Source organism: Stenotrophomonas maltophilia group sp. Smal13 (assembly GCF_030236855.1).
Taxonomy (GTDB): Bacteria; Pseudomonadota; Gammaproteobacteria; order Xanthomonadales; family Xanthomonadaceae; genus Stenotrophomonas; species Stenotrophomonas maltophilia_A.
This window is the reverse complement of record NZ_JASJSQ010000004.1, coordinates 60691-84231: the sequence shown is the minus strand read 5'-3', so window position 1 is coordinate 84231 and position 23541 is coordinate 60691. Positions and strand designations below refer to the sequence as shown.

The 23541-nt window shown below is 65.1% G+C and carries 17 protein-coding genes; 3 read left to right on the top strand and 14 right to left on the bottom strand.

Annotated elements, in window-relative coordinates:
- Positions 1-172: 172 nt before the first annotated feature.
- Both QRO95_RS02830 and QRO95_RS02825 read left to right on the top strand, forming a co-directional pair.
- Positions 173-2596 (top strand): penicillin-binding protein 1A, encoded by a 2424-nt coding sequence (locus tag QRO95_RS02830; RefSeq protein WP_071229171.1) that lies wholly within the window; start codon positions 173-175, stop codon positions 2594-2596.
- Positions 2597-2891: 295 nt separating this feature from the next.
- Positions 2892-3536, top strand: a complete 645-nt coding sequence (locus tag QRO95_RS02825; RefSeq protein ID WP_010484059.1) for a hypothetical protein — start codon at positions 2892-2894, stop codon at positions 3534-3536.
- A gap of 281 nt (positions 3537-3817) precedes the next feature.
- Here QRO95_RS02825 and QRO95_RS02820 read toward each other — a convergent pair whose 3' ends face one another.
- The 9 genes from QRO95_RS02820 to QRO95_RS02780 form a co-directional block, all read right to left on the bottom strand.
- Positions 3818-4561 (bottom strand): hypothetical protein, encoded by a 744-nt coding sequence (locus QRO95_RS02820; RefSeq protein ID WP_285301618.1) that lies wholly within the window; start codon positions 4559-4561, stop codon positions 3818-3820.
- Positions 4562-4630: 69 nt separating this feature from the next.
- Complete coding sequence (locus QRO95_RS02815) at positions 4631-9712, bottom strand: ESPR-type extended signal peptide-containing protein (protein ID WP_285301617.1); 5082 nt, start codon at positions 9710-9712, stop codon at positions 4631-4633.
- 59 nt (positions 9713-9771) lie between these two features.
- A complete protein-coding gene (locus QRO95_RS02810; protein WP_285301616.1) occupies positions 9772-10479 on the bottom strand; it encodes a pilus assembly protein in 708 nt (235 codons plus the stop codon).
- 18 nt (positions 10480-10497) lie between these two features.
- Entirely contained in the window at positions 10498-11631 is a 1134-nt protein-coding gene (locus QRO95_RS02805) for a CfaE/CblD family pilus tip adhesin (protein ID WP_285301615.1), read from the bottom strand.
- Positions 11628-14360, bottom strand: coding sequence for a TcfC E-set like domain-containing protein (locus QRO95_RS02800; RefSeq protein ID WP_285301614.1), 2733 nt, complete (start codon positions 14358-14360; stop codon positions 11628-11630). Before QRO95_RS02800 ends, QRO95_RS02805 begins: the two co-directional genes overlap by 4 nt.
- Before the next feature lie 51 nt (positions 14361-14411).
- Entirely contained in the window at positions 14412-14921 is a 510-nt protein-coding gene (locus tag QRO95_RS02795; RefSeq protein WP_285301613.1) for a CS1 type fimbrial major subunit, read from the bottom strand.
- 208 nt (positions 14922-15129) lie between these two features.
- Entirely contained in the window at positions 15130-15276 is a 147-nt protein-coding gene (locus QRO95_RS02790) for a hypothetical protein (protein ID WP_285301612.1), read from the bottom strand.
- A 34-nt stretch (positions 15277-15310) separates the two neighbouring features.
- Complete coding sequence (locus QRO95_RS02785; RefSeq protein WP_121504454.1) at positions 15311-15673, bottom strand: NirD/YgiW/YdeI family stress tolerance protein; 363 nt, start codon at positions 15671-15673, stop codon at positions 15311-15313.
- Positions 15674-15782: 109 nt separating this feature from the next.
- A complete protein-coding gene (locus QRO95_RS02780; RefSeq protein WP_285301611.1) occupies positions 15783-16550 on the bottom strand; it encodes an alpha/beta fold hydrolase in 768 nt (255 codons plus the stop codon).
- A 93-nt stretch (positions 16551-16643) separates the two neighbouring features.
- Here QRO95_RS02780 and QRO95_RS02775 point away from each other — a divergent pair, with 93 nt between their 5' ends.
- Positions 16644-17417: a helix-turn-helix domain-containing protein gene (locus tag QRO95_RS02775; RefSeq protein ID WP_285301610.1), complete on the top strand. Its 774-nt coding sequence runs from the start codon at positions 16644-16646 to the stop codon at positions 17415-17417.
- A gap of 156 nt (positions 17418-17573) precedes the next feature.
- Here QRO95_RS02775 and QRO95_RS02770 read toward each other — a convergent pair whose 3' ends face one another.
- The 5 genes from QRO95_RS02770 to QRO95_RS02750 form a co-directional block, all read right to left on the bottom strand.
- Complete coding sequence (locus QRO95_RS02770; RefSeq protein ID WP_285301609.1) at positions 17574-18851, bottom strand: citrate synthase; 1278 nt, start codon at positions 18849-18851, stop codon at positions 17574-17576.
- Between the two features lie 296 nt (positions 18852-19147).
- Positions 19148-19390 carry a type B 50S ribosomal protein L31 gene (locus QRO95_RS02765; RefSeq protein ID WP_005418951.1) on the bottom strand — a complete coding sequence of 81 codons (243 nt, stop codon included), beginning with the start codon at positions 19388-19390 and terminating at the stop codon, positions 19148-19150.
- A gap of 88 nt (positions 19391-19478) precedes the next feature.
- Entirely contained in the window at positions 19479-20417 is a 939-nt protein-coding gene (locus QRO95_RS02760; RefSeq protein ID WP_285301608.1) for a nucleoside hydrolase, read from the bottom strand.
- Positions 20418-20886: 469 nt separating this feature from the next.
- Entirely contained in the window at positions 20887-22998 is a 2112-nt protein-coding gene (recG, locus tag QRO95_RS02755; RefSeq protein ID WP_285301607.1) for an ATP-dependent DNA helicase RecG, read from the bottom strand.
- A 7-nt stretch (positions 22999-23005) separates the two neighbouring features.
- On the bottom strand, positions 23006-23392 hold the full coding sequence (locus QRO95_RS02750) for a RidA family protein (RefSeq protein ID WP_005410875.1): 387 nt from the start codon (positions 23390-23392) through the stop codon (positions 23006-23008).
- Positions 23393-23541 lie beyond the last annotated feature (149 nt).

Here is a 23541-nt window from a genome sequence, read left to right as displayed (position 1 = left end):
GCATTAATAACGTATTCTTAGCAAATGGCAACGGCCCTGCTGTGAAGTCCCTCACGGATTCACCATGCAGCCCCTGACTGTTCCCCTTGCGCTCCCCGGTGCCGACCCCAGCCGCCACCTTGCGTAATCTATACTCTGCGACCACGAAATTCGCAATCGGAATCTGAACCCGATGACTCGACTCCGCCGCTGGCTGCGCTGGATCTTCCTGATTGTCCTGGTCCTGGCGCTGATCGGCGCGGCCGCCGTGGGCGGTCTGTACTACGCCGTGTCCTCCAAGCTTCCCGACGTGCAGACCCTGCGCGACGTGGAAATGCAGGAGCCCATGTACGTCTATGCCGCCGACGGCAAGCTGATGGCGGTGTTCGGCGAGACCCGCCGTACCCCCATCACCATGAAGGACGTGCCCGAGCGCCTGAAGCAGGCGTTCCTGGCCACCGAGGATGCCCGCTTCTACGAGCATGGCGGTGTGGACTACATGGGCATCGGCCGTGCAGTGTGGCTGCTGGCCACCACCAACGACAAGCGCGTGCCGGGTGGCTCCACCATCACCCAGCAGGTGGCCCGCCAGTTCTTCCTCAGCTCCGAGTACAGCTACACCCGCAAGCTGGCCGAGATCCTGCTGGCGCGGAAGATCGAGTCCGAGCTGAGCAAGGACGAGATCTTCGAGCTGTACCTGAACAAGAGTTTCTTCGGCAACCGTGCCTACGGCGTGGCCGCCGCCGCCGAGTTCTACTACGGCAAGAAGCTGAACGAGCTGGACCTGGATGAAATGGCCTCGCTGGCCGGCATCCCCAAGTTCCCGTCTTCGGGCAACCCGATCTCCAACCCGGAACGTGCCCGCCAGCGCCGCGACAACTATGTGCTGCAGCGCATGGCCGACCTGAAGTTCGTCAGCCAGGCCGAGGCCGACGCGGCCAAGGCCGTGCCGATGCACGCCACCGCGCATGAACCGCCGGTGCAGGTCGATGCCCCCTACGTGGCCGAGCTGGTGCGCCAGGAAATGATCGCCCGCTTCGGCGGCGATGTGGTCAACAAGGGTTACCACGTCACCACCACCATCGATGCCACCCTGCAGACCGCCGCCAACCAGTCGGTGCGCGACGGCCTGCTGCTGTACGACCACCGCCACGGCTGGCACGGCGTGGAGAAGCAGGTGCAGGTGGGTGCCGGCGAAGACGCCGCTGCCCTGGCCGAGCACCTGCGTGGCATGTACGGCCAGGCCGGCCTGCTGCCGGCCATCGTCGCCAGCACCGGTGCCGATGGCAGCGCAACGGTGGTGCTGGCAAACCGCAGCGAGATCGTGCTGCCGGCCGGCGCCGCCAAGTGGACCAACAAGACCCCGGGCAAGCTGGTGCAGCGTGGCGACATCGTGCGCGTGCGCGCCGGTGCCAAGGAAGGTGAGTGGCTGCTGGACCAGATCCCGCGCGGCCAGTCCGCGCTGGTCTCGCTGGATGCCCACAACGGCGCGCTGAAGGCGCTGGTGGGTGGCTTCAGCTTCTCCGGCAACAAGTTCAACCGCGCCACTCAGGCCCGTCGCCAGCCGGGTTCGAGCTTCAAGCCGTTCGTCTACGCGGCTGCCTTCGACAAGGGTTACAACCCGGCCTCGATCGTGCTCGACGCCCCGGTCGTGTTCCGCGACCGCCGCGGCAAGACCTGGGCCCCGCAGAACGACGGTGGCGGCTTCCGCGGCCCGATGCGCCTGCGTGAAGCGCTGGTGCAGTCGCGCAACCTGGTCTCGGTACGCCTGCTTGATGGCATGGGCGTGGACTATGCGCGCAAGTACATCAGCGAGTTTGGTTTCGCCGAATCGGAACTGCCGCCCAACCTGTCGATGTCGCTGGGTACCGCCTCGCTGACCCCGCTGTCGGTGGCCCGTGGCTATGCGGTGTTCGCCAACGGCGGCTCGCGCGTGGATACGTGGCTGATCGACCAGGTCAATGACCGCGACGGCAACCTGGTGTTCAAGGAAAACCCGGCACTGGCCTGCCGCGACTGCGCCGGCAGCAGCGACCAGCCGGTCAACCAGGTGGTGGACGGCTTCAACTTCGGTGCCCCGGCCCCGAAGGTGGACCCGGCTGCTGCGGCCAAGGCCGAAGCCAAGACCGAAACCCCGGCCGCGCCGGTCAACCCGGATGCCCGCACCGCCCCGCGCGCGATCGACGCCCGCACCGCCTACCAGCTGGTGTCGATGATGCGCGACGTGGTCCAGCGCGGTACCGGTGCCCAGGCCAAGGTGCTCGGCCGCGAGGACGTGGGTGGCAAGACCGGCTCTACCAACGACCACCGTGACGCCTGGTTCTCCGGCTTCGGCGGCCCGTACGTGACCACCGTGTGGGTGGGCCGCGACGACTTCCGCTCGCTGGGTTACCGCGAATACGGTGGCAAGGCCGCGCTGCCGATCTGGATCGACTACATGCGCACCGCGCTGAAGGACACCCCGATCGCGCAGAACGAACCGCCCAGCGGCATGGTCCAGGCCACCCTCAACGGCGCCACCGAGTGGGTGAAAGTGGAAGACATGGACCGCCTGACCGACTACGACCTGAACCTCAATACCCCGCAGGCCGACGCCGCCGCGTTCGATATCTTCTGAGGAAGGGTTCGGTAGGTGCCGCTCTGGTAGATGCCAACCTTGGTTGGCGCCGATGCCGCCCCGGTAGTTGCCAACCTTGGTTGGCGCCCTGTGCCGACCAAGGTCGGCACCTACCAAAGCCTTGGTGGGTGCCAACCTCGGTTGGCACCGATGCTGCCCTGGTAGACGCCAACCTCGGTTGGCGCCCCGTGCCGACCAAGGTCGGCACCCACCAAAGCGGTTGCATCCGCCATACCCACGCAGATGTCACATCCGTGCGCTAGTCTGTAGCCAGGTCGCAACAGGGAGTCATCGCATGCATCGCGCCCGTCAGCATGCTGCCAGCCAGACCCGCGAGCGGCGCCACCGCCTCGCCCACGAAGCCGCCCGCCTGATGGCCGAAGGCGGCATCCGCGACTACCACCAGGCCAAGTTGAAGGCCGCCAGCCGGCTCGGCATCCACGACGATGCCTCCCTGCCCCGCAATACCGAGATCGAAGACGCCCTGCGCGAGTACCAGCGGCTGTTCTCCGGGCCCCAGCACGGCAACGAACTGCAGCGCCGCCGTGAAGCCGCCATGCGTGCTCTGGAGTTCCTGCACGGCTTCTCCCCGCGCCTGGCCGGCCCCGTACTGGACGGCACCGCCGACGCCAACAGCCCCGTGCAGCTGCACCTGCACAGTGACGACCCGGAAGCCGTGCATCGCTTCCTGGACGAACACGGCATTCCCGCCGAATCGCGAACACGCCGCCTGCGCATGGACCGCGAGCGCTGCCTGGACGTGCCGGTGTGGGTGTTCAGTGCCGAAGAGCTGACCTTCGACCTGGCCGTGCTGCCCTACGACGCCCTGCGCCAGGCACCACTGTCACCGGTGGATGAGAAGCCGATGCGACGCGCGTCGGTGGCACAGTTGCGGCAGGTGCTGGCCGAAGCGGAGATCACCGCGTATATCGGCGGGTAACGGTAGCGCCGGTCCATGGCCGGCGAGCGCAGCGGTGCCTGCCTTGGGTGGGTGCGGACCGTTGGTCCGCACTGTGCTTCGGGCATTTCGATGGCTGACCGGAGAGCAGTCGAGCATGGCTCGACTCTACAGGGGCGCTGCACCCGTGTTTGGTAGGTGCGGACCGCTGGTCCGCACTGTGCTTCGTGCATTTCGATGGCTGAGCGGAGAGCAGTCGAGCAAGCTCGACTCTACAAAAGCGGTGTTACCTGCTCTGGCAGATGATGCCCATCTTGCTCCCGCTACCAGACAAAACGGGTATCGCGCAGCGGGTCGCTGAGCAGCCGCGGCAACCACGGTGCGGGGGCACGCTGCGGATACTCCCGCATCATCTGTGCGTGCATTGCCTGCAGGTCCCGCAACACCCAGGACTGGTAGTAGATGTCGTTGAACCCATCCGACCAACCACTCTTCACCCGCTCATGCTCGTCTGCCTCCAACGACGGCATCTGGTCCAACGACACCTCCAGGATCGTCGACAGCGCCGCGTTGATCTGCGCATTCTCAACACCCGCCTTGCGCACGTAGTCCAATCGATCGAGGACCCGCCGGCAATCGTAGGGGAAGCACCCGCCTGTGGCGGTGATGTAGTCAGCGATGTCCGCCAGCATGTCGGCTTTCAGCCGCCACACCACTTCGCTGTCCATCACCTGCCGTACCCGCATCGTGCGCAGCGTGCTTGCCCGCACCTCCTCCGGCGTAGTGAACGGAGCACCCGGCGTGCTGCCCGCGTGGCGTACCAGCACGATGCGATGGATCGCCTCCCTGGTGACACCTTCGATGCGCAGCGCCGCTGTCTCCGGGTGCACGCGCGGCGTCGGCACGCTCAGCATCCGCCACATGTACCACAGCACCAGCAACAGTCCGGCGATGCACAGCCCGCTCATCAGCGTCCACAGATCCAGGTTCCGTGTGTAGTAGCGATAGCGCGCCCGCCAGATGTAGAACGTGCGATAGCTGATGATTCCCTTTACCCATCTGTACATTGCCATCTCCTGGGCGAGGACCCCGGCGCGGCGGGGTGGAGTACGCGCGTCACGCCGGGGCTCCATGGCTTACCAGCCGATGCCCACACCCACGCCCATGCTGCGCTCACCGCTGTTGGTGAACGCCCCATTGAGGCTGAAGGTGGCTGAGCCCTTCTCGTTGAGCACGCGCTGGTAACCCACCGCCATCGCCGACTCACCCTCGCTGTAACCCACGCCCGCACCGAGGCGGTTGTAGGTAGCCAGGCCGGCGGTGTTCATCGCCATCGCGCTCTGTGCACTGCTCATCGCGGCCATGCGGTTGAAGCGCTTGTCCATCTTGTCCAGGCGGCGCTCGAAGTTGCTGATCGCCCCATCGGTGTACTCGTTGGCGCGGGCCAGCATCTTCTCCAGCTCGGCGGTGTCGACCTGCGGCTTCGGCGTGTCGTCCTGCTTGGCCTTCGGCTGCGGCGTGGGCTTGTCGCCCTCGCCCAGCGAAGCGACCAGCTGGGAGTCCTTGCCTTCCGGCACCACAGGAGCTTCCTCAGTCTGCGGCTTCGGCACCGAGGACGACGCCAGCGCACGCGGTGCCGGGGCATCGTCGATGCGCTGCTCCAGACCGTCCATGCGGCCGTTGAGCTGCTGCTGCATCGAATGCAGCTGGCCACCGTTGACCGCATCACGGCTGCCGGCCGCGATCAGGCCGTTGGCCACGTTGGAGATGACCATGCCGTTGGCGCCGGCGAGGGTGAGCTGGTTGGTTCCGTCGGCGCGGACCGAGGGAGTGTCCTGGAAGACGGAGCGGAGCTGGGTTTCGACCTTGTCCACGCGCGAGGTGTTGGTGACGACCGCGCCATCCAGTGCCTCCAGTGCACCATTCAACGTGGACTGTGTCTGGCCTTGGACGTTGAAGCTCGGGCCGACGATGTTGCCGTTGGCATCCACCTCTCCGCCGAGGGTGGAGAGCGCACCGCGCAGCTGGCCGACGGTGGCGGCGTTGTGGTTGGCGGTGCCGTTGGCGATGTTTACGAGGCGGCGCTTCGTTCCAACATTACCAAACGATACAACACCTGCCTCGGTCGCATGAGAGCTGGTTCCGAACGCGATAGAACCGTGGGCTCCGGGTTCGACCCTTGATCCAACGCCGAACGCAATGGCTCCGATTGCACCCGGCTCGCCAGCCCTACCAACCTCAGCTCCAGTCCCGATGGCAAAGCTGGAATCTGAGCCTTCGTAGACAGTAGATGCTCGTCCGAGGGCAATTGAGTTTCTTCCCATTGCTTTGGCGAATGTTCCAATCGCCGTGCCACCCTCAATGCCCGTCTTTGCCAAGTTTCCAATGGCGAGACCAGCCGGACCAGCCTGAGCCTGACCATATTCAGGAGCCGTGCCCACGCTGAGGTATTGACCGATGCCTTCCAAGGCCGACACACGGCTATTGGTCTTATAGAGCTGACTGCCGCGCACTACGTCCGAGCTATCAGCCGAGAGCTTCCCCTCGGCCACACCAGTCAAACGCGCACCACCGAAGTCGATCGGGCCGTTTGCATCCATCTCTCGCATCGCCTGCTGCCCCATCTCCCGCTCCTTGCGCATCGCCTCCAGATCATTCCGATTCTGCGAGATCTTCTGCTCTGCGGCGTAGAGCTGGTTGCCCGTTACGGCATCACGGCTTCCTGGCGCCACTCGGCCATCGGCAAGATTGGTCAGCACCATGCCGTTCACGCCATTCAGCGCGATTTGGCTCATGCCGTCGGCACGGCCCGAAGGTGAACCCTGGAAGATCGAACTGAGCTGGCCTTCTACCTTGTCCGCGCGACGGCCTGCGGTGATGACGGCACCATCGAGTGCCATCAGCGCATCCTCGACGGTGTTCTGCGTTCCGCCTTGCACCGTATAGGTCGGGGTGATGATTTTTCCGCTGGCGTTCATGCCTGCTCCGCCACCGAGGGTGGCGAGGGAATCCTTGAGTTGGGAGACGGTGGTGGCGTTGTGGTCGCCGGTGCCAGGGGCGATGTTTACAAGGCGGCGCTGGATGCCAACACCCCCAAATGACGCAACCCCTTCTTCATCTGCTAGCGAGCTATTTCCAAGTGCTAGCGAGCCGTGAGCCCCGCTTCCAACTCTTGCGCCAGCACCAATCGCGATACCTTCATTCGCGCCGCCCGCGCCTCCACCGACCTGTGCACCGACTCCCATTGCGAATCCATTCTCGGAATCCACAGAGACACTCGCCGCTCTACCGATTGCGGTGGAGTTCCTTCCCATCGCCTCCGCAAACGTGCCCACCGCGGTTCCTCCTTCTAGTCCAGTCTTTGCTGAATTTCCGACCGCAACGCCTGCCACACCGGCTGCTGCGCGCTCACTGATGGGCGCTGAGCCTATACTCACAAACTGCGCGACATCCTCAAGATCTGAGACGCGTGAATTGGTTGAATGCAGCTGCTTACCAGACACAGCCTCGGCACTACTTGCGCTCAAAAGCCCATCCGCCACACCACTGATCTTACGATTGGCATTGGCGCTATTGCGCACGTCCAAGGTCGTGCCACTGTTCTTCTCGCCCAAACGCACATTGCCAGTCGCTGATGCCTGCGCCACCAGCCCGCCCAGCGCTGCTGTCTCGGCCAGCGCCTTGGCTGCATCTGTCTTTGCCGCGGCAGCTTCCGTGCCCGCAGACCTGGCAATGCCCTCCACCGTCGCCACCTTGTCATTGGTGGCATTGAGCTGCCTGCCGTTGACGGCCTCGTAGCTGCTGGCGCCGACTACACCATCGGCAATGCCGGTCAGCGTCCTATTCGCGTTCGCGCCGTTGCGCACATCCAGCACGGTGCCGCTGTTCCTCTCACCGACTCGGACGTCGCCGCTGGCACTGGCCTGGCTCAGCAGCCCGTTGAGCGTCCCCACCTGAGTCAGGGCAGAGTTCGCGGTGGTCTTGGCCGCGCTGGCGTCACTCAGTGCGGTGCTGACGTTGCTGTTGGTGGCGTTGAGCTGCCGGCCGGTCACCGCATCGGTGCTGGTAGAGGACAACGCTGCATCCGTAACACCGGTGATCTTACGACTCGCATTGGCGCTGTTCCGCACGTCCAGTACGGTGCCGCTGTTGGCTGCGCCCAGGCGGACATTGCCCGACGCAGAGTTCTGGCTCAGAAGCCCGGAGAGGGTATTGGCCTTGGTCAGCGCACTGTCTGCATTGGTCTTCGCGGTGTCAGCAACGGATCGTGCGGCCGTGACATTGCTGTTGGTGGCATTCAGCTGCTTTCCAGACACAGCGTCAGTGCTCGTCGTACTCAGCGTGGCATCCGCCACGCCGGTGATCCTGCGGTTGGCGTTTGCGCTGTTGCGGACATCCAGAGCCGTACCACTGTTGCCTCCACCCAGTCGCACACTTCCTGAAGCAGATGCCTGTGCCACCAGGCCGCCCAGCGCTTCGGTTTCCATCAGCGCCTTGGTCGCGCTCACCGTTGCAGCTTCAGCTTTCGACTGCGCGGTGCTGGCCAAGCTGTGTACCGAGGCAACCCGCTCGTTGGTGTAGTTCAGCTGGTTGCCTGTCACCGCATCGGTACTGCCTTCGGCGATGGTGCCATCGGCAATCCTCTGGATTTTCCGCAGCAACGAATCACTGCCTACAGAAACCGAGTCAGCGGTATAGGTAACCGACCCTGCCCCCAGGGCGACAGCGTTTCTATGATTGGCCAACGCCCGATCTCCCATCGCCACGGAGCTGGCGCTGAGCGCTCTGGCACCGTAGCCGAGTGCGGCGGCGTACTGTGCATCGGCCTCGCTGGAGGTCCCCAACGCCATCGCGTGGGCAGCCTTGGCCTTGCTCGAATAGCCGAAGGCCATGCTGTACTCGGACTGCGCCTGGGCACCAGTGCCTACCACCACCGCAAAACCACCAGATGCATTGGCGTTGAATCCCACTGCCACGGCACCGTTGCCACTCCAGGCATCTGCACCGAGTGAGACACCTGCGTTCGACCCGGAGAGCTTGTTGCCTGCCGCATCCACGCCGGTACGGGCGCCGTGGCCCACCGCTACGCCGCGTCCGTTGTAGGCCACCGCATTGCTGCCAATGGCCGTACTTGGGCCGTAGCTGCCAGCCTCCGCAATGGAACCTTTTCCCACAGCAAGGTTTGTGGCATCAATCCTGTTGCTGGCGTTCTGCGCCAGGGTGCGTACGGCGGCTACATCGGATTTGACGGTGCCAATCGCACTTTCGGCCGTTTCCAGCTTCTTGTTGGTAGCGTGAAGCTGCTTGCCCGCTACCGCATCCGTGCTGGAATCGTTAACGCGGGCGTCAGCGACATTAACGATGCGACGCTTGATGGACGCACTTCCAACGGAGACCGTCGCCTCCTCGGTCGCAACCGAGCCCCGCCCAAGCGCAGTTGCGTTTGCAGCATATGCCTTCGCCTCATAGCCAATGGCGACGCTGTCATAACTTGCCCAGGTCTGCCCACCGAGCGCGATTGCGCCGGTCCATCCATTCGTGCCAGCGGATGCATTTCCACCAATTGCAATCTTGGAGATGCCAGCTCCCGAGTTGGTCTTCGCTCCACTACCAACGGCAATCGAGTTCAGCGTAAGTGCGCGCGCATCGTGCCCCACCGCGACAGATCCGATTCCATCAGCCAAGGAGTCTGCACCAAAGGCTGAAGCATGGCCGCCCTTCGCAGTAGCCCTGTACCCCATTGCCGAACTCAGTACGCCGTCAATGCGCGCTCTTGGGCCAAATGCAGCGCTCTTCTCCCCGGCAACAGTTGTTGTATACCCGAATGCGGCGCTGTAGTCGCCCTGAGCTTTTGCTGCAAAGCCAAAGGCACCGCTGTAGCGACCTGGCGCGTCAGCGGCGTCGCCGTACGTAGTTGACCACTGTCCCGCCCCCATAATCCCAGAGCCCGCAGAGAGAAATTCGTTGGTTGGCTTTGCCGCAAGAAAGATCAGCACATCGTTACCATCGAGCTCGCACTTTGGATCGCTGCTGTGCGCTGAGCAACTCATGGCATCGGCGTTCACTGCCGGCACAACAGTAACCATCGACAGCACCAATGAACCACGTACAAGGCGAGCTACGCGTGCATTCTTACGACCTCTGGCCGAGGTGATCTCGCTTGCCACCACCCAACACTGTTTGGCTCTATTCCAGATACGACGGTAGATGTGATTCATGCTCATTCCTTAACAAGACAAGGGAAATGAAGCCCCGCACTTACCCGGGGCTATAGAGGTCAGGCGCTCGGCGCCAGGGTCGTTACGTGATCGCGATAGCTGTCGTTCGACAGTCGGTACTGCAGCTGCAGAGTGCTGCCCGGCTGGAGCTGGAACGGCAGGGTCAGCGCAGCGTCGGGGTAGAGACTTCTGGACAGCTCAAGCGGCGTGCACATGCCACCGGTGTTGCACTCGGCAGCACCGGTGATGCCCACACGCAGCGTGCCGGTGTTGCGCAGGGTGTTGCCCTGCAGTTGCAGATCCACACTGCCTTTGGCGGGCACTACGTTCACCAGCGCGCCCCAGACCAGGCTGACTCCGACATTGGCCTGCGCTGCCTGTTCGTCGCCTTCCAGGATCGTGCCGTCGGGGCCCTTCACGCCCTCGAAGTAGATGCGGTAGGCCGCCTCCTTCTCGACCGTCTGCAGTGGAATCACCCGGATCAGGCGATTGCCACCACCGCTGAGTGCGAACTTGCCAGGCGTGATGGCAATCGCCGCATCGGCAGCTTCCACTTCAATCTCTTCCTCACCCACCTGTGCCGGGTTGGTGATGCGCAGTAGACGTGCCTGCACGTACTGGGGCTGGGTGGATTGCGAGTACACGCGGATCTTCGTGCCATGCTTTGCATCCACCGCTGCACGCATCGGATGAATGGACAGATTGGCCTGTGCCGGTGGGGCCAGCAGTGCGCTCAACGGCAACAGGCAGAACAGCAGTTTCTTCATGATGAGCCTCCGTGGGGATCAGGGTTTGGCGGTCGGCACGCGCAGCTCTACCGTCAGCTCGCCTTCGTAGAGACCGGGGCGTTTGCTGGCGATGGGCGTGGGCGGTGTTTCCAGCGTCAGGGGCGTGGGCACGCAGTACACGGGTTGGCTGATGCCCGGCAGCAGCACCATGCGCAGTTGCGCGCTGTCGATATCGCGCAACAGCTGCTCCTCGCCGTGCTTCATCGCCAGGCGATTGCCGCCATAGTTCAGACCGACTTGATAGTCGAGGCGCTGGGTGTCATCGCTGCCGCCGTCCTGATGCCAGACCGCAAAGTCCCGACCTGGTGGTGGCCGCGGCCCGCTGTCGCGCACGGTGACGCCGAGGAACTCGCTCTGCGAACCCAAGCCGTCGTACAGGCACATGTCCACGTCCTTGCGCCCGGCGACGACCTTGCGGATGGGGTCGTAGCGCAGGTCCATGTTGACCAGGGGGGCTACTCCATTGAAGCCGGGGAAATAGATCGAGATCGCGTCGTAGTCGGTGACGGTGAAGTCGAAGTTGAAGACGGCTGTGGCTACCGGTGCTGCGGCTGGGTCGGCTTTGATGTTCAGGCGCATCGTGGCCTTCCAGTGGCCGGCCACGAGCCTTGCAAGCTCATATGCTGGAATAGTCAGAGCAGCACCTGTGCCGACTGGTTCGTCCGATACGCATTGGTACCAGAACGCTTCATTCAGAATGCGCTTCTGACTGTCCCAGTAATCGATGTTGCAGCGAGGACCCGACATAACCCGCTGCAGACTTCCTACCGCGCGAAGCTCTGTACGCAGGCCAGTCCTCAGATCAGCGAGACGCAACGTTATCTCTGTTGTCCCCCCTGACATGATCGGCTCACTTTCCGTTGGGCATCGCCCAAACTCACTATCAGAAGCAGATCCACAAACCACATGGATCTGCCCATACTTCATCGCCAAGTCGTGACTGAACCCCAACACCGTCCGCGGCGCCCACAGCTCCACATCACCCGGCACGGCCGACCGATCCCAGGTCATCACGATGTCCCTGCTCTGATCCGCCGGGTGCGTCTCCGGCGGCCACTGCGCCCACGCCCTCGGCGCCAGCACCACCAGCGCACACACCAGCATCAACACCAACAACACACGCCGGTTCATGGCGTTCCTCCTGCAGCAGCGGTCTGGGGCGTGGCGGCAATCAACGCGCGTTCCTGCAGCAGGCGGGTCACGCGGGCCTGCTGGCGGATCTCTGCCGGCAGCTGGGCCACGGCCAGCGGCTCGCAGTGCACGGCGCCGACCAGCAGCACCACCTGGCGGCGCTCGCGCACCTGCAGCGGGCAGTGCAGCAGGCGGTCGTCCTGCAGCAGGTACAGCGTTGTCTCGCGACGCGGGAAATCGGCAACGAAGCCGCCGTTGGCGCTGGTGCCGGGCACCGGCGCGTTGAGGATGCGGGCGCCACCCAGCGGCGCTCCGGCAAGATCCTTGGCATTGCCGATGAAGGTGTAGGTCACCTCGATCGGCACCGGCATGCGCATCAGCCGCCCGGGGCTGAGGAACATCGGCCGCGCGCCACCCACGCCGGTCACGCGGATGGCGGCAATGCTGTCCAGCGTGCTGGCGTCCTGTACTTCGGCGCGGTGTGACTGGTACGACGACAACGGCAGCAGGCGGCGTTCGCCGATCTGCAGGCGTTGCCGGCGCAGGCCGCCCACCTGCAGTTCGGCCGCCACGCCACGCAGGTCGATGTCGTCGGTGTCGGCCACCTGCACGGCCAGGCCGGCGTCGGCACCGTTGCTGCCGCTCCAGTAGAAGCCGCGCTTGCCCAGTGCGAAGCCGGAGCTGTGCATGCCGCTGTAGGCGGTCTCGCTGCGACCGCGCTGCTGGTAGTGCGCCAGCGTGGCGCCGCTCTGGCCCAGGCTGTTCTGCAGCTGGCCGCTGAGCGTGGCGCTGTAACGGTCGCTGTTGTTGGCGCGCAGCTCGGCCGACAGCTCGCGGTACTGCGCGTCCACCTCCTGGCGCAGGCTGTGGCCGACGCTGTAGTTGATGTCCGGGCGCTGATGCTGCGGTTGGCGCACGTCAACGCTGTAACGGCGCTGGCCGCTGCCGGCGGTGCCGCGCAGCAGGCGGGTCAGGCTCAGATTGAAGTAGATGCCTCGGTCGCGCTGGTCACTGCCGCGCAGGCTGTCGCTGGCGCGCTGCTGCCACACACCCACGCGGGTGGAGACGCTGAAATCCTGCCAGCGATGGCTGCGGCTGAAGCTGGCCTGCCAGGTACGGCTGAGTTGCGGCTCGCGACGCGGTTGCCATGGCGGCGGCGGTGGCAGCAGCGGGTCCAACCCAGCCAGCGGATCGCCCTCCGCACCGGGAAGCTCGCGCCCGGCGCGCCAGGTCTGGCGCCGCGTGTAGCCCACATAGGCACTGCCACCGGCCAGCGGCAGCGCCATCGATGCACTGAGCGAGTTGGTGCAGCCCAGCTGGTCGCGGGCGTCGGCCTCGAACTGGCAGGCCTTGCCGCGCATGCGCTGCTGGTAGATGTTCCAGGATGCGGTGCGGCGGTACGACAGCTGGTGCTGCTGGCCGGTGCTGCCATCGTTGCCGCGCATGCCGCCAAAGCTGGCGCGCAGTTCCTGGGTGGCGTACAGGCGGCGCAGGTCCACGCGCAGCTCGCCGTAGCGGAAGCCGCCCAGGTCGGCGGCGCCGGCCACCATCGCCACGTCGCGGCCCAGCGGCACGCGCATGCCGGCCACGGCCACGCGTTCGCCATCGAAGCGGTCACTGCGACGCTCGTTGCGCTTGCCGCCCTGCACGAACCACTGCCACTGGCTGTTGGTCCAGTCGCCGCCCTTGTCGAACGGCGCATCTTCGCTGCGCACCAGTACGCCGTCTTCGTAGATGCGCAGGGTGACGTTGTAGTTGCCGAACGGGAAGTTGCGGGTGTCGATCTGGTTGATGCCGGCCTGCAGGTAGGAGGTCTGCAGCAGGCGCGTGCCGTCGTAGGCATCCACGCGTGCGTCGCGCGCCAGCAGCACGGTCAGCGGCGTGGCCTGCACGGCGGCATCGGCATCCACATAGGCCTGGGTGGTGCCCACGCGCAGGCCTTGCAGGCGGTCCAGCGGCAGCATGCTGAAACTGAAAGTGCCGCCCTGTGGGCTGGACAGGTTGCGGCGGTCCATGCGCCCGGCCTGCAGGTAGTGCGCCTGCCCCAGGTCATGGCGGTAGTAGACGTTGTCGAACTGGAACTCACTGTTACTACCACGGCTGCGGTAGCGCTGCTGGTTGAAGTTCCATTCGGCGGAGACATGCCCGCGATCGAACAGGCCCAGCACGCCGGTGCCGCGCGCGGACAGCGTCTGGTAGTCGCGGCTGCCACTCACATTGATCACCTGCTGGTGCAGGAAGGCGTTCTCGGCGTTGGCGCTGACGGTGTGGAAGCGTTCGGCGGCCGGTTTGCCGGGAATCCACTGGCGGGCAACGAACAGGCGCACCGCGCCCTCGCCTTTGTCGTACAGCGCGCGCACGGCAGCGGGGTCTTCTGGAGGATCGAGATAGCCACAGCCGGCGGTGGCCCCACCGAAGCGGCAGGCCAGATGGCTGTTGCGCGGCATCGGCTGGGACAACGCGGGCAGCAGCGTGGCCTGCGCCTCAGCGGGCAGGTCGAGCGCCTGCAGCACGCTTGCGGGATCTTCCAGCTGCACGTGTTCCAGGGTCACGCGCACCGGCGACAGCCCGGCCGAGCGGCCGAACAGTTGGATGTCGAGTTGTTCGGTCTGGCCTTCGACCAGATCCTCGAAGCCGGGCGGGACGCCGCGCGCCGCCACCAGCGGCGTTGCCAGCGCCAGGGCGAGCGCGACCGCCAGCCGGGTGATGGCGGGGGCGTGTGGGGTCATGGGGGTACCGCTGGAAAGGCAGCCAGCCCGGCGTGCGGGCCGGCGCGGGGATTACGGCGTGGTGGCCTTCTGGTTCAGCACGATGTTGACGATGCCGGTGTAGGCACCCTTGGTGGCGATCGGGGCCGGCGTGGTCTGGGCGATGACCAGCGGCATCGAGATCGACGCGCCCGGGGTGGAGCCGGCACCGGTGAACAGATCGGCGGCCTTGAACTCGACCGGAGTCACTGCCAGCGCGCGGTTGTTGAGGCTGACCGTCATCGGCACAGTAACCTTGCCATCACCATTGGCGAGCACGAAGGCGCTACCAATCTTGGCCTCGATATCGGCGCTTTCATCATTGGAGTGGATGCGCACATGCTGGGTGCTCGGCACCAGGCCGCGTAGCGGATCGTGGGTCAGGGTGACGGCGTCCGGCAGTGCGCTGCCGTCGTCGCGCAGCAGGGCCAGGGTCGGGTCGACGTCGGCATAGACGGAGATCTTGGTTTCCACGGCGTGCGCGGACAGCGAAGCCGTGGCCAGCGCTGCAGCGAGCGCGGCCTTCTTGAAAATGGCGTGCATGGGTTGTCTCTCTCGGACAAGGGGGAATGAGAAAGCCCCCCTCCCCTAAGGAGAAAGGGAGGGAGGCGCCGCCCGCAGAGGTGGTTGCGGGCGACGGAGAGAATGTTAGAAACCCATTGTCCTGCAGGCCATTCAAGCATTCCTAAAACGTTGAACGTTAAGAAGAATCTTTGAATTAGTTCAACGTTCCAGGCTTATGCAATTTCCCTCATTCGGTAAATGCAAAAAATCTCATTGCTTCGCCTTTGTAGAGTCGAGCCATGCTCGACTGCTGTTCGCGCTGTTCGCGCTGTTCGCGCTGTTCGCGCTGTGCGTGCTGTGCGTGCTGTGCGTGCTGTGCGTGCGAGTCGAGCATGGCTCGACTCTACATATTGCAACCCGCGCGAGCCTCAGCCTGCGGGTACCACGGTCACGCGATCAACATCGATGTCGGTCGGTTTGAACCGATGCGTGTCGACCTTGCCATGCAGTTCCACCACGGTATCCGCACCAATGGCCTGCTGCGGCAGGTCTTCGTCATCGATCTCCACTTCGATCTGGCCACTGGCATCGCGGAACTGGTAACGCTCGTGGCCAAGCTTGGCGACCAGGGTGCCACGCAGCACCACCGGGTGGTCGTCGCGCTGGGCGCGCGCATCGGCCACGGAGCTGGCAGCGGTGCCCGCACCCGGGCCGGTGTACTGCGCGGATGCGTGCGGGCTCAACAGGGCCAGCGGCGTGGCGATGAGGGCAATGGCAAGCAGTCGATTCATGGCGTTCTCCATGGCTGAGTAAGTGCCCTCAGGTTCTATCGCCCCGGATGTGATGCCTATGCAATAGATCCGAAAAGATGTGAAAGCGACATTCAGTGTCAGAAATCATTCATGCCGGATGAGCCTCTGCTCTCAGGAGCGATTCCATGGCCGTGACCAGGGCCAAGGGTGTCTCATTCATCGGGTAGTGTCCTGCATCTTCCAGAACCTCCAGCGTGGCCTGCCGGTAGCGGCGCAGATAGGTGCGCTCCATCAGTGATCGGTTGAAGGTGGGATCATTCCCACCCACCACCACCTTCAACCTGTGCTCGCCGACGATCTCATTGCTGAAGTCCGTATCTGCCCACGCGGCTAGATAGGCGGCAAACGCGTCGGGCGCGGAGTGCTGCATTGAATAACGGGCCTTCCAATCCAGCCAGGCTGCGGGCAGCCGCCCGCCGGTACTGCGATCGATGATGGCCCTTCGGCTGGCCACGCTGCCGGCAGCGCTCTCCAGAAGTCCTCGCGTGGATGCGTCATAGGCCATGCCGCCGCAGGGAACGGGCGCGATGGCCAGCATGGACCGCACCCGCTGGGGGGCGAGCACGGCGATGCGCTCGATCGCCATGCCTCCCATGGAATGCCCCGCTACGCTGAACGTTTCCAGCTGAAGTGCATCGGCGAGCGAGAGTGCGTCACGGGCGATTTCGTCGATGCTGTACTGCCCCGCCACATCGCGCATGCCGCCGTAGCCACGGCAGTCCATGAAGATGTAGCTGAAGTGGTCGCGTGACAGCCACGGCTCGATCGGTTCGAACGCGTGTGCGTCGCCGAACCAGCCATGCAGGACCAGGACGGAGTGAGGCCCCTGCCCCACGCGATGAAAAGTGTTGGCCATGAAGAATTGCCGCAGTGAGGAGGAGTGTTGATGCTAGGCAGCGCAGGCCCAGCCCACCGTCGATGACAGGTCAACCGCTATAGAATCCGGGCCATGCGCAATTCGCTGCTCGATCCCTATGAAGACCTGCCGCGCGATGTCGTGGTCACCTCGAACGATTACGCAGCATCGTCCACCTTTCCCCGCCATGCCCATCGACGTGGGCAGTTCGCGTTCGCCGCGCGCGGCACCATCAGCGTGACGACACCGCAGGGGCGCTGGCTGGTGCCGCCACAGCGCGCCTGCTGGGTTCCCGCCGGGCTGGCCCACGAGATGACGATGCGCGGGCCGGTGACGATGCTCAACGCCTTCCTTTCCATCGAGGCCGCTGCTGCGGTGACGATGCCGGCGCAGTGCCACGTGTATGCCGTTTCGCCGTTGCTGCGGCAGCTGCTGGAAGGCGCCGTGGACCTGCCCGCGCTGTACGACGAGGACGGGCGTGCGGGCAAGCTGATGCAGTTGCTGGTCGCGGAGATCGCGTCGATGCCGATGCTTTCCCTGCATGCGCCGTTGCCTGCCGATGCACGCCTCGCGCGCGTCTGCCGGGCGCTGTTCGATGCGCCCTCGCTCGCCATCGGGCTTGATGAGGTGGCTGCGGATGCAGGCATGAGCCGGCGCACCTTCACGCGGACGTTCCGCGCAGGTACCGGGGTGAGTTTCGCCGAGTGGCGGCAGCAGGTATGCCTGCTGGCAGCCATCGAACGGCTGGGCCAGGGGCAGGCGGTGACACGCGTGGCATTGGACCTGGGGTATGCGAGCCCCAGCGCGTTTTCTGCCGCGTTCCGGCGTGAGCTGGGGTGTTCGCCGAGCCGGTATTCAGAGGTGTAATGCCGGGTAGGTGTCTGGTTGCCGTGCGGACCAACGGTCCGCACCTACCACATGCCGGGAATCGTGCGTGCCAACCAAGGTTGGCAGCTACCAGAGCCGAAGCAAAAAAAACGCCCCGCGGATGCGGGGCGTTCTCGGCACAATCTACACGGGCGATCAGCCCTGGTAGTCGCGCACGTCGCTGCCGGTGTAGACCTGGCGCGGACGGCCGATCTTCATTTCCGGATCAACCTGCTGTTCCAGCCAATGCGAGACCCAGCCGGAAGTACGGCCCAGGGCGAACATGACGGTGAACATCTCGGTCGGGATCTGCAGCGCCTTGTAGATGATGCCGCTGTAGAAATCGACGTTCGGGTACAGCTTGCGGGCGACGAAGTACTCGTCCTGCAGCGCAGCCTGTTCCAGCTTCACGGCCACGTCCAGCAGCGGATCCTGCACGCCCAGCTGCTTGAGCACCTTGCTGGTCATCTCACCGATGACCTTGGCGCGCGGGTCGAAGTTCTTGTAGACGCGGTGGCCGAAGCCCATCAGGCGGAAGCCGGAGGTCTTGTCCTTGGCCTTGAGCACGGCGGACTCGACATTGTCGGCAGTGCCGATCTCTTCCAGCATCTTCAGCACGGCTTCGTTGGCACCGCCGTGGGCAGGACCCCACAGCGCGGTGACGCCAGCGGCAACCGACGCGTACGGGTTGGCACCGGTCGAGCCGACCAGGCGCACGGTCGAGGTCGAGGCGTTCTGCTCGTGGTCGGCGTGCAGGATGAACAGCAGGTCCAGCGCCTTGACCACGTCCGGGTTCAGATCGTACTGGCCATCAGCCGACTCGAAGGTCTGCTTCAGGAAGCGGCTGACGTAGTCCAGCGAGGTGTCCGGCTTGTTGGCCGGCAGGCCCTTGCCGTGGCGGTAGATCAGCGCCGACAGGGTCGGCACCTTGGCGATCAGGCGCACAGCGGCCTGGCGGCGCTGTTCGGCGTCGGACAGGTCCAGCGAGGCGTGGTAGATGCCCGACAGCTGCGCGATGGCGGCGGTCAGGATGGCCATCGGATGTGCATCCTTGGCGAAGCTGCCGATCAGGGTGTTGATCGACTCATCGACGTTGGCTTCAGCCGCCAGCTCGTCGGTGAAGGCCTTCAGCTGCTCGGCGCTCGGGCGCTCGCCGTTGATCAGCAGGTAGGCCACTTCGACGTAGCTCGACTTTTCCGACAGCTGTTCGATCGGGTAGCCGCGGTACAGCAGCACGCCCTTGTCGCCGTCGATGTAGGTAATGGCGGACTTGCAGCTGGCCGTCGCGGTGAAGCCGGAATCGTAGGTGAAATACCCCGTTTCCTTGGTCAGCTTCGCGATGTCGACGCAGTCGTTGCCAAGGGTGGGTTTGATGACGGGCAGAACGACCGACTTATCGCCGGCGTTGAGCGTGACCTGATCAAGATCGGACACTGTGTGCGCTCCTTCATGGGAAGGCGCCTGCCCAAGCGCATTGGTCAGGCACGTGAATGACGTCCTCGGCCTGTGCCGGGGATCAGGTCATTATCGCACAGCAGCATTTGCCCGGCGCTAGACAGAAGTCGTATACGACAGGCGGCCAGACGCCGGCCGTTGAGCGGCCCGGATCGGCAAAAGTGTTGTCACACGAACGCAGTGTTCCGTCCATCCAAACGCCCGTTGGGTTGGCGTTGGGGAAAAACAAACGGCCGCGCAGAGCGCGGCCGTCGGTTCGAAGCTGGATCGACAGATCAGCGCGCGTAGCGCTTCTGGAACTTGTCGATACGGCCCGAGGTGTCGATGACCTTGTGCTTGCCCGTGTAGAACGGGTGCGAAGCAGAGGAAATTTCAACCTTGACCAGCGGGTATTCGTTGCCGTCTTCCCACTGGATGGTTTCCTTCGTGCCCATGGTCGAGCGGGTCAGGAACTTGAAATCGGAGGTGACGTCATGGAAGACGACGTCGCGGTAGTTCGGATGGATATCGGCCTTCATGGGCTCACACCGTAAATGGGCTGGTGGTCAAGAGCGGCATTATAAGCACCGGTTGCCGCTCGGGGCAACCGGTGCGGGTCAACAGACTTCAGTCCGCGCCCAGGGCCTGGCGCACCAGGGCCTCGAAACGCTGCTGGTCGTAGGCCATCAGCAGATCGCAGTTGTCCGGCTGGCCGGTCTGGCGGTTCCAGTCGACGATGGTGGCGCCGCGGCTGAACGTACCGTTCAGCTCCACGTTCAGCGGCCGCGATTCGACCTGCAGCTGCCCTTCCGGGTTCAGCGCCCAGGCCATGGCGACCGCATCGGCGGTATACCAGCGGCCGCCCTTGCTGTCTTCGGACAGGCCACGGGTCTTGCGCGAGATCAGCTCGTAGAAACGGGCGCGATCGGAATCGGCCTGCAGCCACTTTTCAGCTTCCTGCAGCGGCAGACCATGGGCAACGGTGGCCTCCCAGTCCGACACCAGCAGGTGCTTGAACGAGGTGAACACCACGTGCGCCGCTTCCGGATCGAAGGCGATGTTGAATTCGGCGGCCGGGGTGATGTTGCCGTGGCAGGTGACCGCGCCGCCCATCACCACGATGCGCTTGATGCGCTCGGGAAGGGTCGGGTCCAGCTTCAGTGCCAGGGCCAGGTTGGTCAGCGGGCCAAGCATCACCAGCATCAGTTCACCGGCGTGCTCGTGCGACAGGCGCAGGATGGCCAGTGCGGCGTGTTCGGCTTCAGCCTGGCGGCTCGGCGGCGGCAGGTCCACGTCGCCGTAGCCGTCACGGCCATGCACGTGGGCGGCGTCAACGGAGGGATGCAGCAGCGGATCCGGGCTGCCGGCAAACACCGGTACGTCGGCGCGGCCGACGATGTCGCAGAGCTTGAGGGCGTTGCGGACGGTGTACTGCAGGCCGACATTGCCGGCGGCGATGGTCAGGGCGACCACGTCATGCCGTTCATCGGCAAAGGCCATCAGCAGGGCCAGGGCGTCGTCCACACCGGGGTCGGTGTCGATCAACAGGGGGATCTTGTGGGTCATCGTTGCCGTCTTCAGATCGGCAACGAAGTGTGGACCGGGATGATGACCGTTGCAAGTACGGGGGGTTGGGGTTCGGCAGGGCTGCGCCCTGCACCCGCCGAATCAGCGGCAAACGCCAGAGCAACAGCAAAAGCTGGTTTCCTGGGGGATGGCGGGGTGGGTCCGGTTGCGGGGGACGCTGCAAGTACGTCCATGTAAGCTCGGTCGCCGCATCCATGCGGCTCACGCCCCCGCAACCGGACCCACCCCGCCTTCGACAGATTTCTGCAGTCTGTCGGAACGGCGTTCTGCTCTGGTAGGTGTCGACCTTGGTCGACATATCCACGGATTCATCGAAAAGGCTGTCTGTAGAGTCGAGCCATGCTCGACTCCCGCGCGCAGCGAGCGGTAGATCCACGCCATGCGTGGATGAGCGTCCCGGGGATGGAATCAGAGCCCTTTGCTGTGCAAAGGGCTCAGACCCCGCAACTTACGCCGAGGCGTAACGCACGGCGGTGCCGATCCAGCGCTGCACCACGCGATCGGCCAGCGCGGGTTGCTGGGCCAGCAGGCGTTCGGCCAGGTCATGCACGCCGGGCAGCAGGCTGGCATCGCGGGCCAGATCGGCGATGCGGAAGCCAGCCAGGCCGGTCTGGCGGGTACCGAGCAGTTCGCCCGGGCCACGCAGCTCCAGATCCTTCTCGGCGATGACGAAGCCATCGTTGGTTTCGCGCATGGTCTGCAAACGCTCGCGCGCCATCTGCGAAAGCGGCGCCTGGTACAGCAGCACGCAGCGCGACACCGCCGAACCACGACCGACGCGGCCGCGCAGCTGGTGCAGCTGGGCCAGGCCGAGGCGCTCGGCGTTCTCGATCACCATCAGCGAGGCATTCGGTACGTCCACGCCCACTTCAATCACGGTGGTCGCCACCAGCAGGTCGATCTCACCGGCCTTGAACGCCACCATCGTCGCCAGCTTCTCGGCGGCCTTCAGGCGGCCATGCACCAGCCCCACGCGTACGCCCGGCAGCAGCGCCTGCAGCGATTCGTAAGTGGCCTGCGCCGGGGTGGCGTCGAGCTCTTCGCTTTCCTCGATGAGCGTGCACACCCAGTACACCTGCCGCCCTTCCTGGCAGGCCAGCGCGATGCGCTCGATCAGTTCGGGACGGCGGTCGTTGTTGAGTGCCACGGTCTGCACCGGGGTGCGGCCCGGCGGCAGTTCGTCGATGGCCGAGACATCCAGATCCGCGTATTCGGACATCGCCAGCGTGCGTGGAATCGGCGTGGCGGTCATCACCAGCTGGTGCGGCACGCTGTTGCCACCCGCGCCCTTGTCGCGCAGGGCCAGCCGCTGGTGCACGCCGAAGCGGTGCTGTTCGTCGACGATCGCCAGGGCCAGGTCCTGGAACACCACCGCCTCCTGCATCAGCGCGTGGGTGCCGACCACCACCTGCGCTTCGCCGTTGGCGACCTGCTCCATCACCTTGGCGCGCGCCTTGCCGGTGACCTTGCCGGCCAGCCAGGCGATACGCACGCCGAGCGGTTCCAGCCAGCCGCGCAGGTTGTTGAGATGCTGCTCGGCCAGCAGTTCGGTGGGCGCCGCCAATGCGACCTGCTTACCCTGCTCGACTGCCAGCATCGCGGCCAGTGCGGCGACCACGGTCTTGCCGGAGCCGACGTCGCCCTGCACAAGCCTCAGCATCGGGCTGGGCCGCGCGAGGTCTTCGCGGATCTGCTTGAACACGCGCGCCTGGGCGCCGGTCAGCGCGAACGGCAGCTGTTTCAGCAGCGCCTTGGCCAGCTTGCCGGGGCCGGCCAGCGGCGGCGCATGGTGCGCCTGCAAGGCGATGCGCTGGCGACGCAGGCTGAGGTGATGGGCCAGCAGTTCTTCCATCGCCAGGCGACGCTGCGCCGGATGGGTGCCTGCGGCCAGCGCGGCCAGATCGGCATCCGGCGGCGGCCGGTGCACAGTGAGCAGCGCGCTGCGCAGTGACGGCAGGCCGAGGCCATCCAGCCAGCCGCTGGGCAGCAGTTCCAGCGTGCTTTCCTCGGGCAGGCGGTCCAGCGCCTGGCCGATCAGCTTGCGCATCGTCATCGGGCCAACGCCTTCCACGGTGGGATACACCGGGTCGAGGCGGTCGCCGAGTTCGGGATCGTCATTGCGGCCCAGCACCTGGTAGCTGGGGTGGACGATTTCCAGGCCGAGGTGGCCGGGTTTGGGGGTGCCGAAGCAGCGCAGCCGGTTGCCGACCGCGAACTGGCCGACCTGCTGCTGGCGGAAATGGAAGAAGCGCAGCACCAGGGTGCCCTGCCCTTCATCCTCCACGGCGACCTTCAGCATCGGCCGGTAGCGCATGCCGCGCTCGACCGCGACCACCCGCCCTTCCACCTGCGCCGGCACGCCGTTGCGCAGGTCTTCGATGCGGGTCAGCCGGGTCCGGTCTTCATAGCGCAGCGGCAGATGAAGCCAGAGATCCTGCAGGGTGGCCAGGCCACGCGCCTGCAGTTTGGCGGCCACGGCCGGACCGACGCCGGCGAGCATCGCCAGGGATGCTTCGCCGGACGGTGACAGGACCAGGGTGACCGCCGCCTTGCGTGCCACGTGGCGGTCAGTCGATGACCATCACCGCGTCGACCTCGAAGTTGGCGCCCTTCGGCAGGCCGGAGACTTCGATGGTGGAACGGGCCGGGTACGGGGCCTGGAAGTAGTCCTGCATGACCGCATTGACCTTGGCGAACTCGCCCAGGTCGGTCAGGTACAGGCCCAGGCGCACGACCTTGTCCAGCGAGCCGCCAGCGGCTTCGGCCACGGCCTTGAGGTTGTCGAAGGCGCGGCGGGCCTGTGCTTCGACGTCACCGGCGCCGACGATGTCGCCGGTAGCCGGATCGAGCGGGATCTGGCCGGAGAAATACACGGTGTTGCCGGCGCGCACGGCCTGCGAGTACGGGCCGATGGCGGCGGGAGCCTTTTCGGTGTTGATGATCTGGCGGGACATGGGTCGCTCCGGTGCTTGGGGGAAAACAGAGCGGTGATTGTACCGGGTGGGGGCGCATCCACGCATGGCGTGGATCTACCGCGCCGCTTCGGTAGTGCCGGCCGCTGGCCGGCAAACCCATGAACGTCGGAAGCACCGCGAAGTTGCCG

Bases quoted from the DNA above. Each gene is read 5' to 3' on its own strand.
- QRO95_RS02830 (WP_071229171.1), top strand. From the start codon at position 173: ATGACTCGACTCCGCCGCTGGCTGCGCTGGATCTTCCTGATTGTCCTG.
- QRO95_RS02825 (WP_010484059.1), top strand. From the start codon at position 2,892: ATGCATCGCGCCCGTCAGCATGCTGCCAGCCAGACCCGCGAGCGGCGC.
- QRO95_RS02820 (WP_285301618.1), bottom strand. From the start codon at position 4,561: ATGTACAGATGGGTAAAGGGAATCATCAGCTATCGCACGTTCTACATC.
- QRO95_RS02815 (WP_285301617.1), bottom strand. From the start codon at position 9,712: ATGAATCACATCTACCGTCGTATCTGGAATAGAGCCAAACAGTGTTGG.
- QRO95_RS02810 (WP_285301616.1), bottom strand. From the start codon at position 10,479: ATGAAGAAACTGCTGTTCTGCCTGTTGCCGTTGAGCGCACTGCTGGCC.
- QRO95_RS02805 (WP_285301615.1), bottom strand. From the start codon at position 11,631: ATGAACCGGCGTGTGTTGTTGGTGTTGATGCTGGTGTGTGCGCTGGTG.
- QRO95_RS02800 (WP_285301614.1), bottom strand. From the start codon at position 14,360: ATGACCCCACACGCCCCCGCCATCACCCGGCTGGCGGTCGCGCTCGCC.
- QRO95_RS02795 (WP_285301613.1), bottom strand. From the start codon at position 14,921: ATGCACGCCATTTTCAAGAAGGCCGCGCTCGCTGCAGCGCTGGCCACG.
- QRO95_RS02790 (WP_285301612.1), bottom strand. From the start codon at position 15,276: ATGCTCGACTCGCACGCACAGCACGCACAGCACGCACAGCACGCACAG.
- QRO95_RS02785 (WP_121504454.1), bottom strand. From the start codon at position 15,673: ATGAATCGACTGCTTGCCATTGCCCTCATCGCCACGCCGCTGGCCCTG.
- QRO95_RS02780 (WP_285301611.1), bottom strand. From the start codon at position 16,550: ATGGCCAACACTTTTCATCGCGTGGGGCAGGGGCCTCACTCCGTCCTG.
- QRO95_RS02775 (WP_285301610.1), top strand. From the start codon at position 16,644: ATGCGCAATTCGCTGCTCGATCCCTATGAAGACCTGCCGCGCGATGTC.
- QRO95_RS02765 (WP_005418951.1), bottom strand. From the start codon at position 19,390: ATGAAGGCCGATATCCATCCGAACTACCGCGACGTCGTCTTCCATGAC.
- QRO95_RS02760 (WP_285301608.1), bottom strand. From the start codon at position 20,417: ATGACCCACAAGATCCCCCTGTTGATCGACACCGACCCCGGTGTGGAC.
- QRO95_RS02750 (WP_005410875.1), bottom strand. From the start codon at position 23,392: ATGTCCCGCCAGATCATCAACACCGAAAAGGCTCCCGCCGCCATCGGC.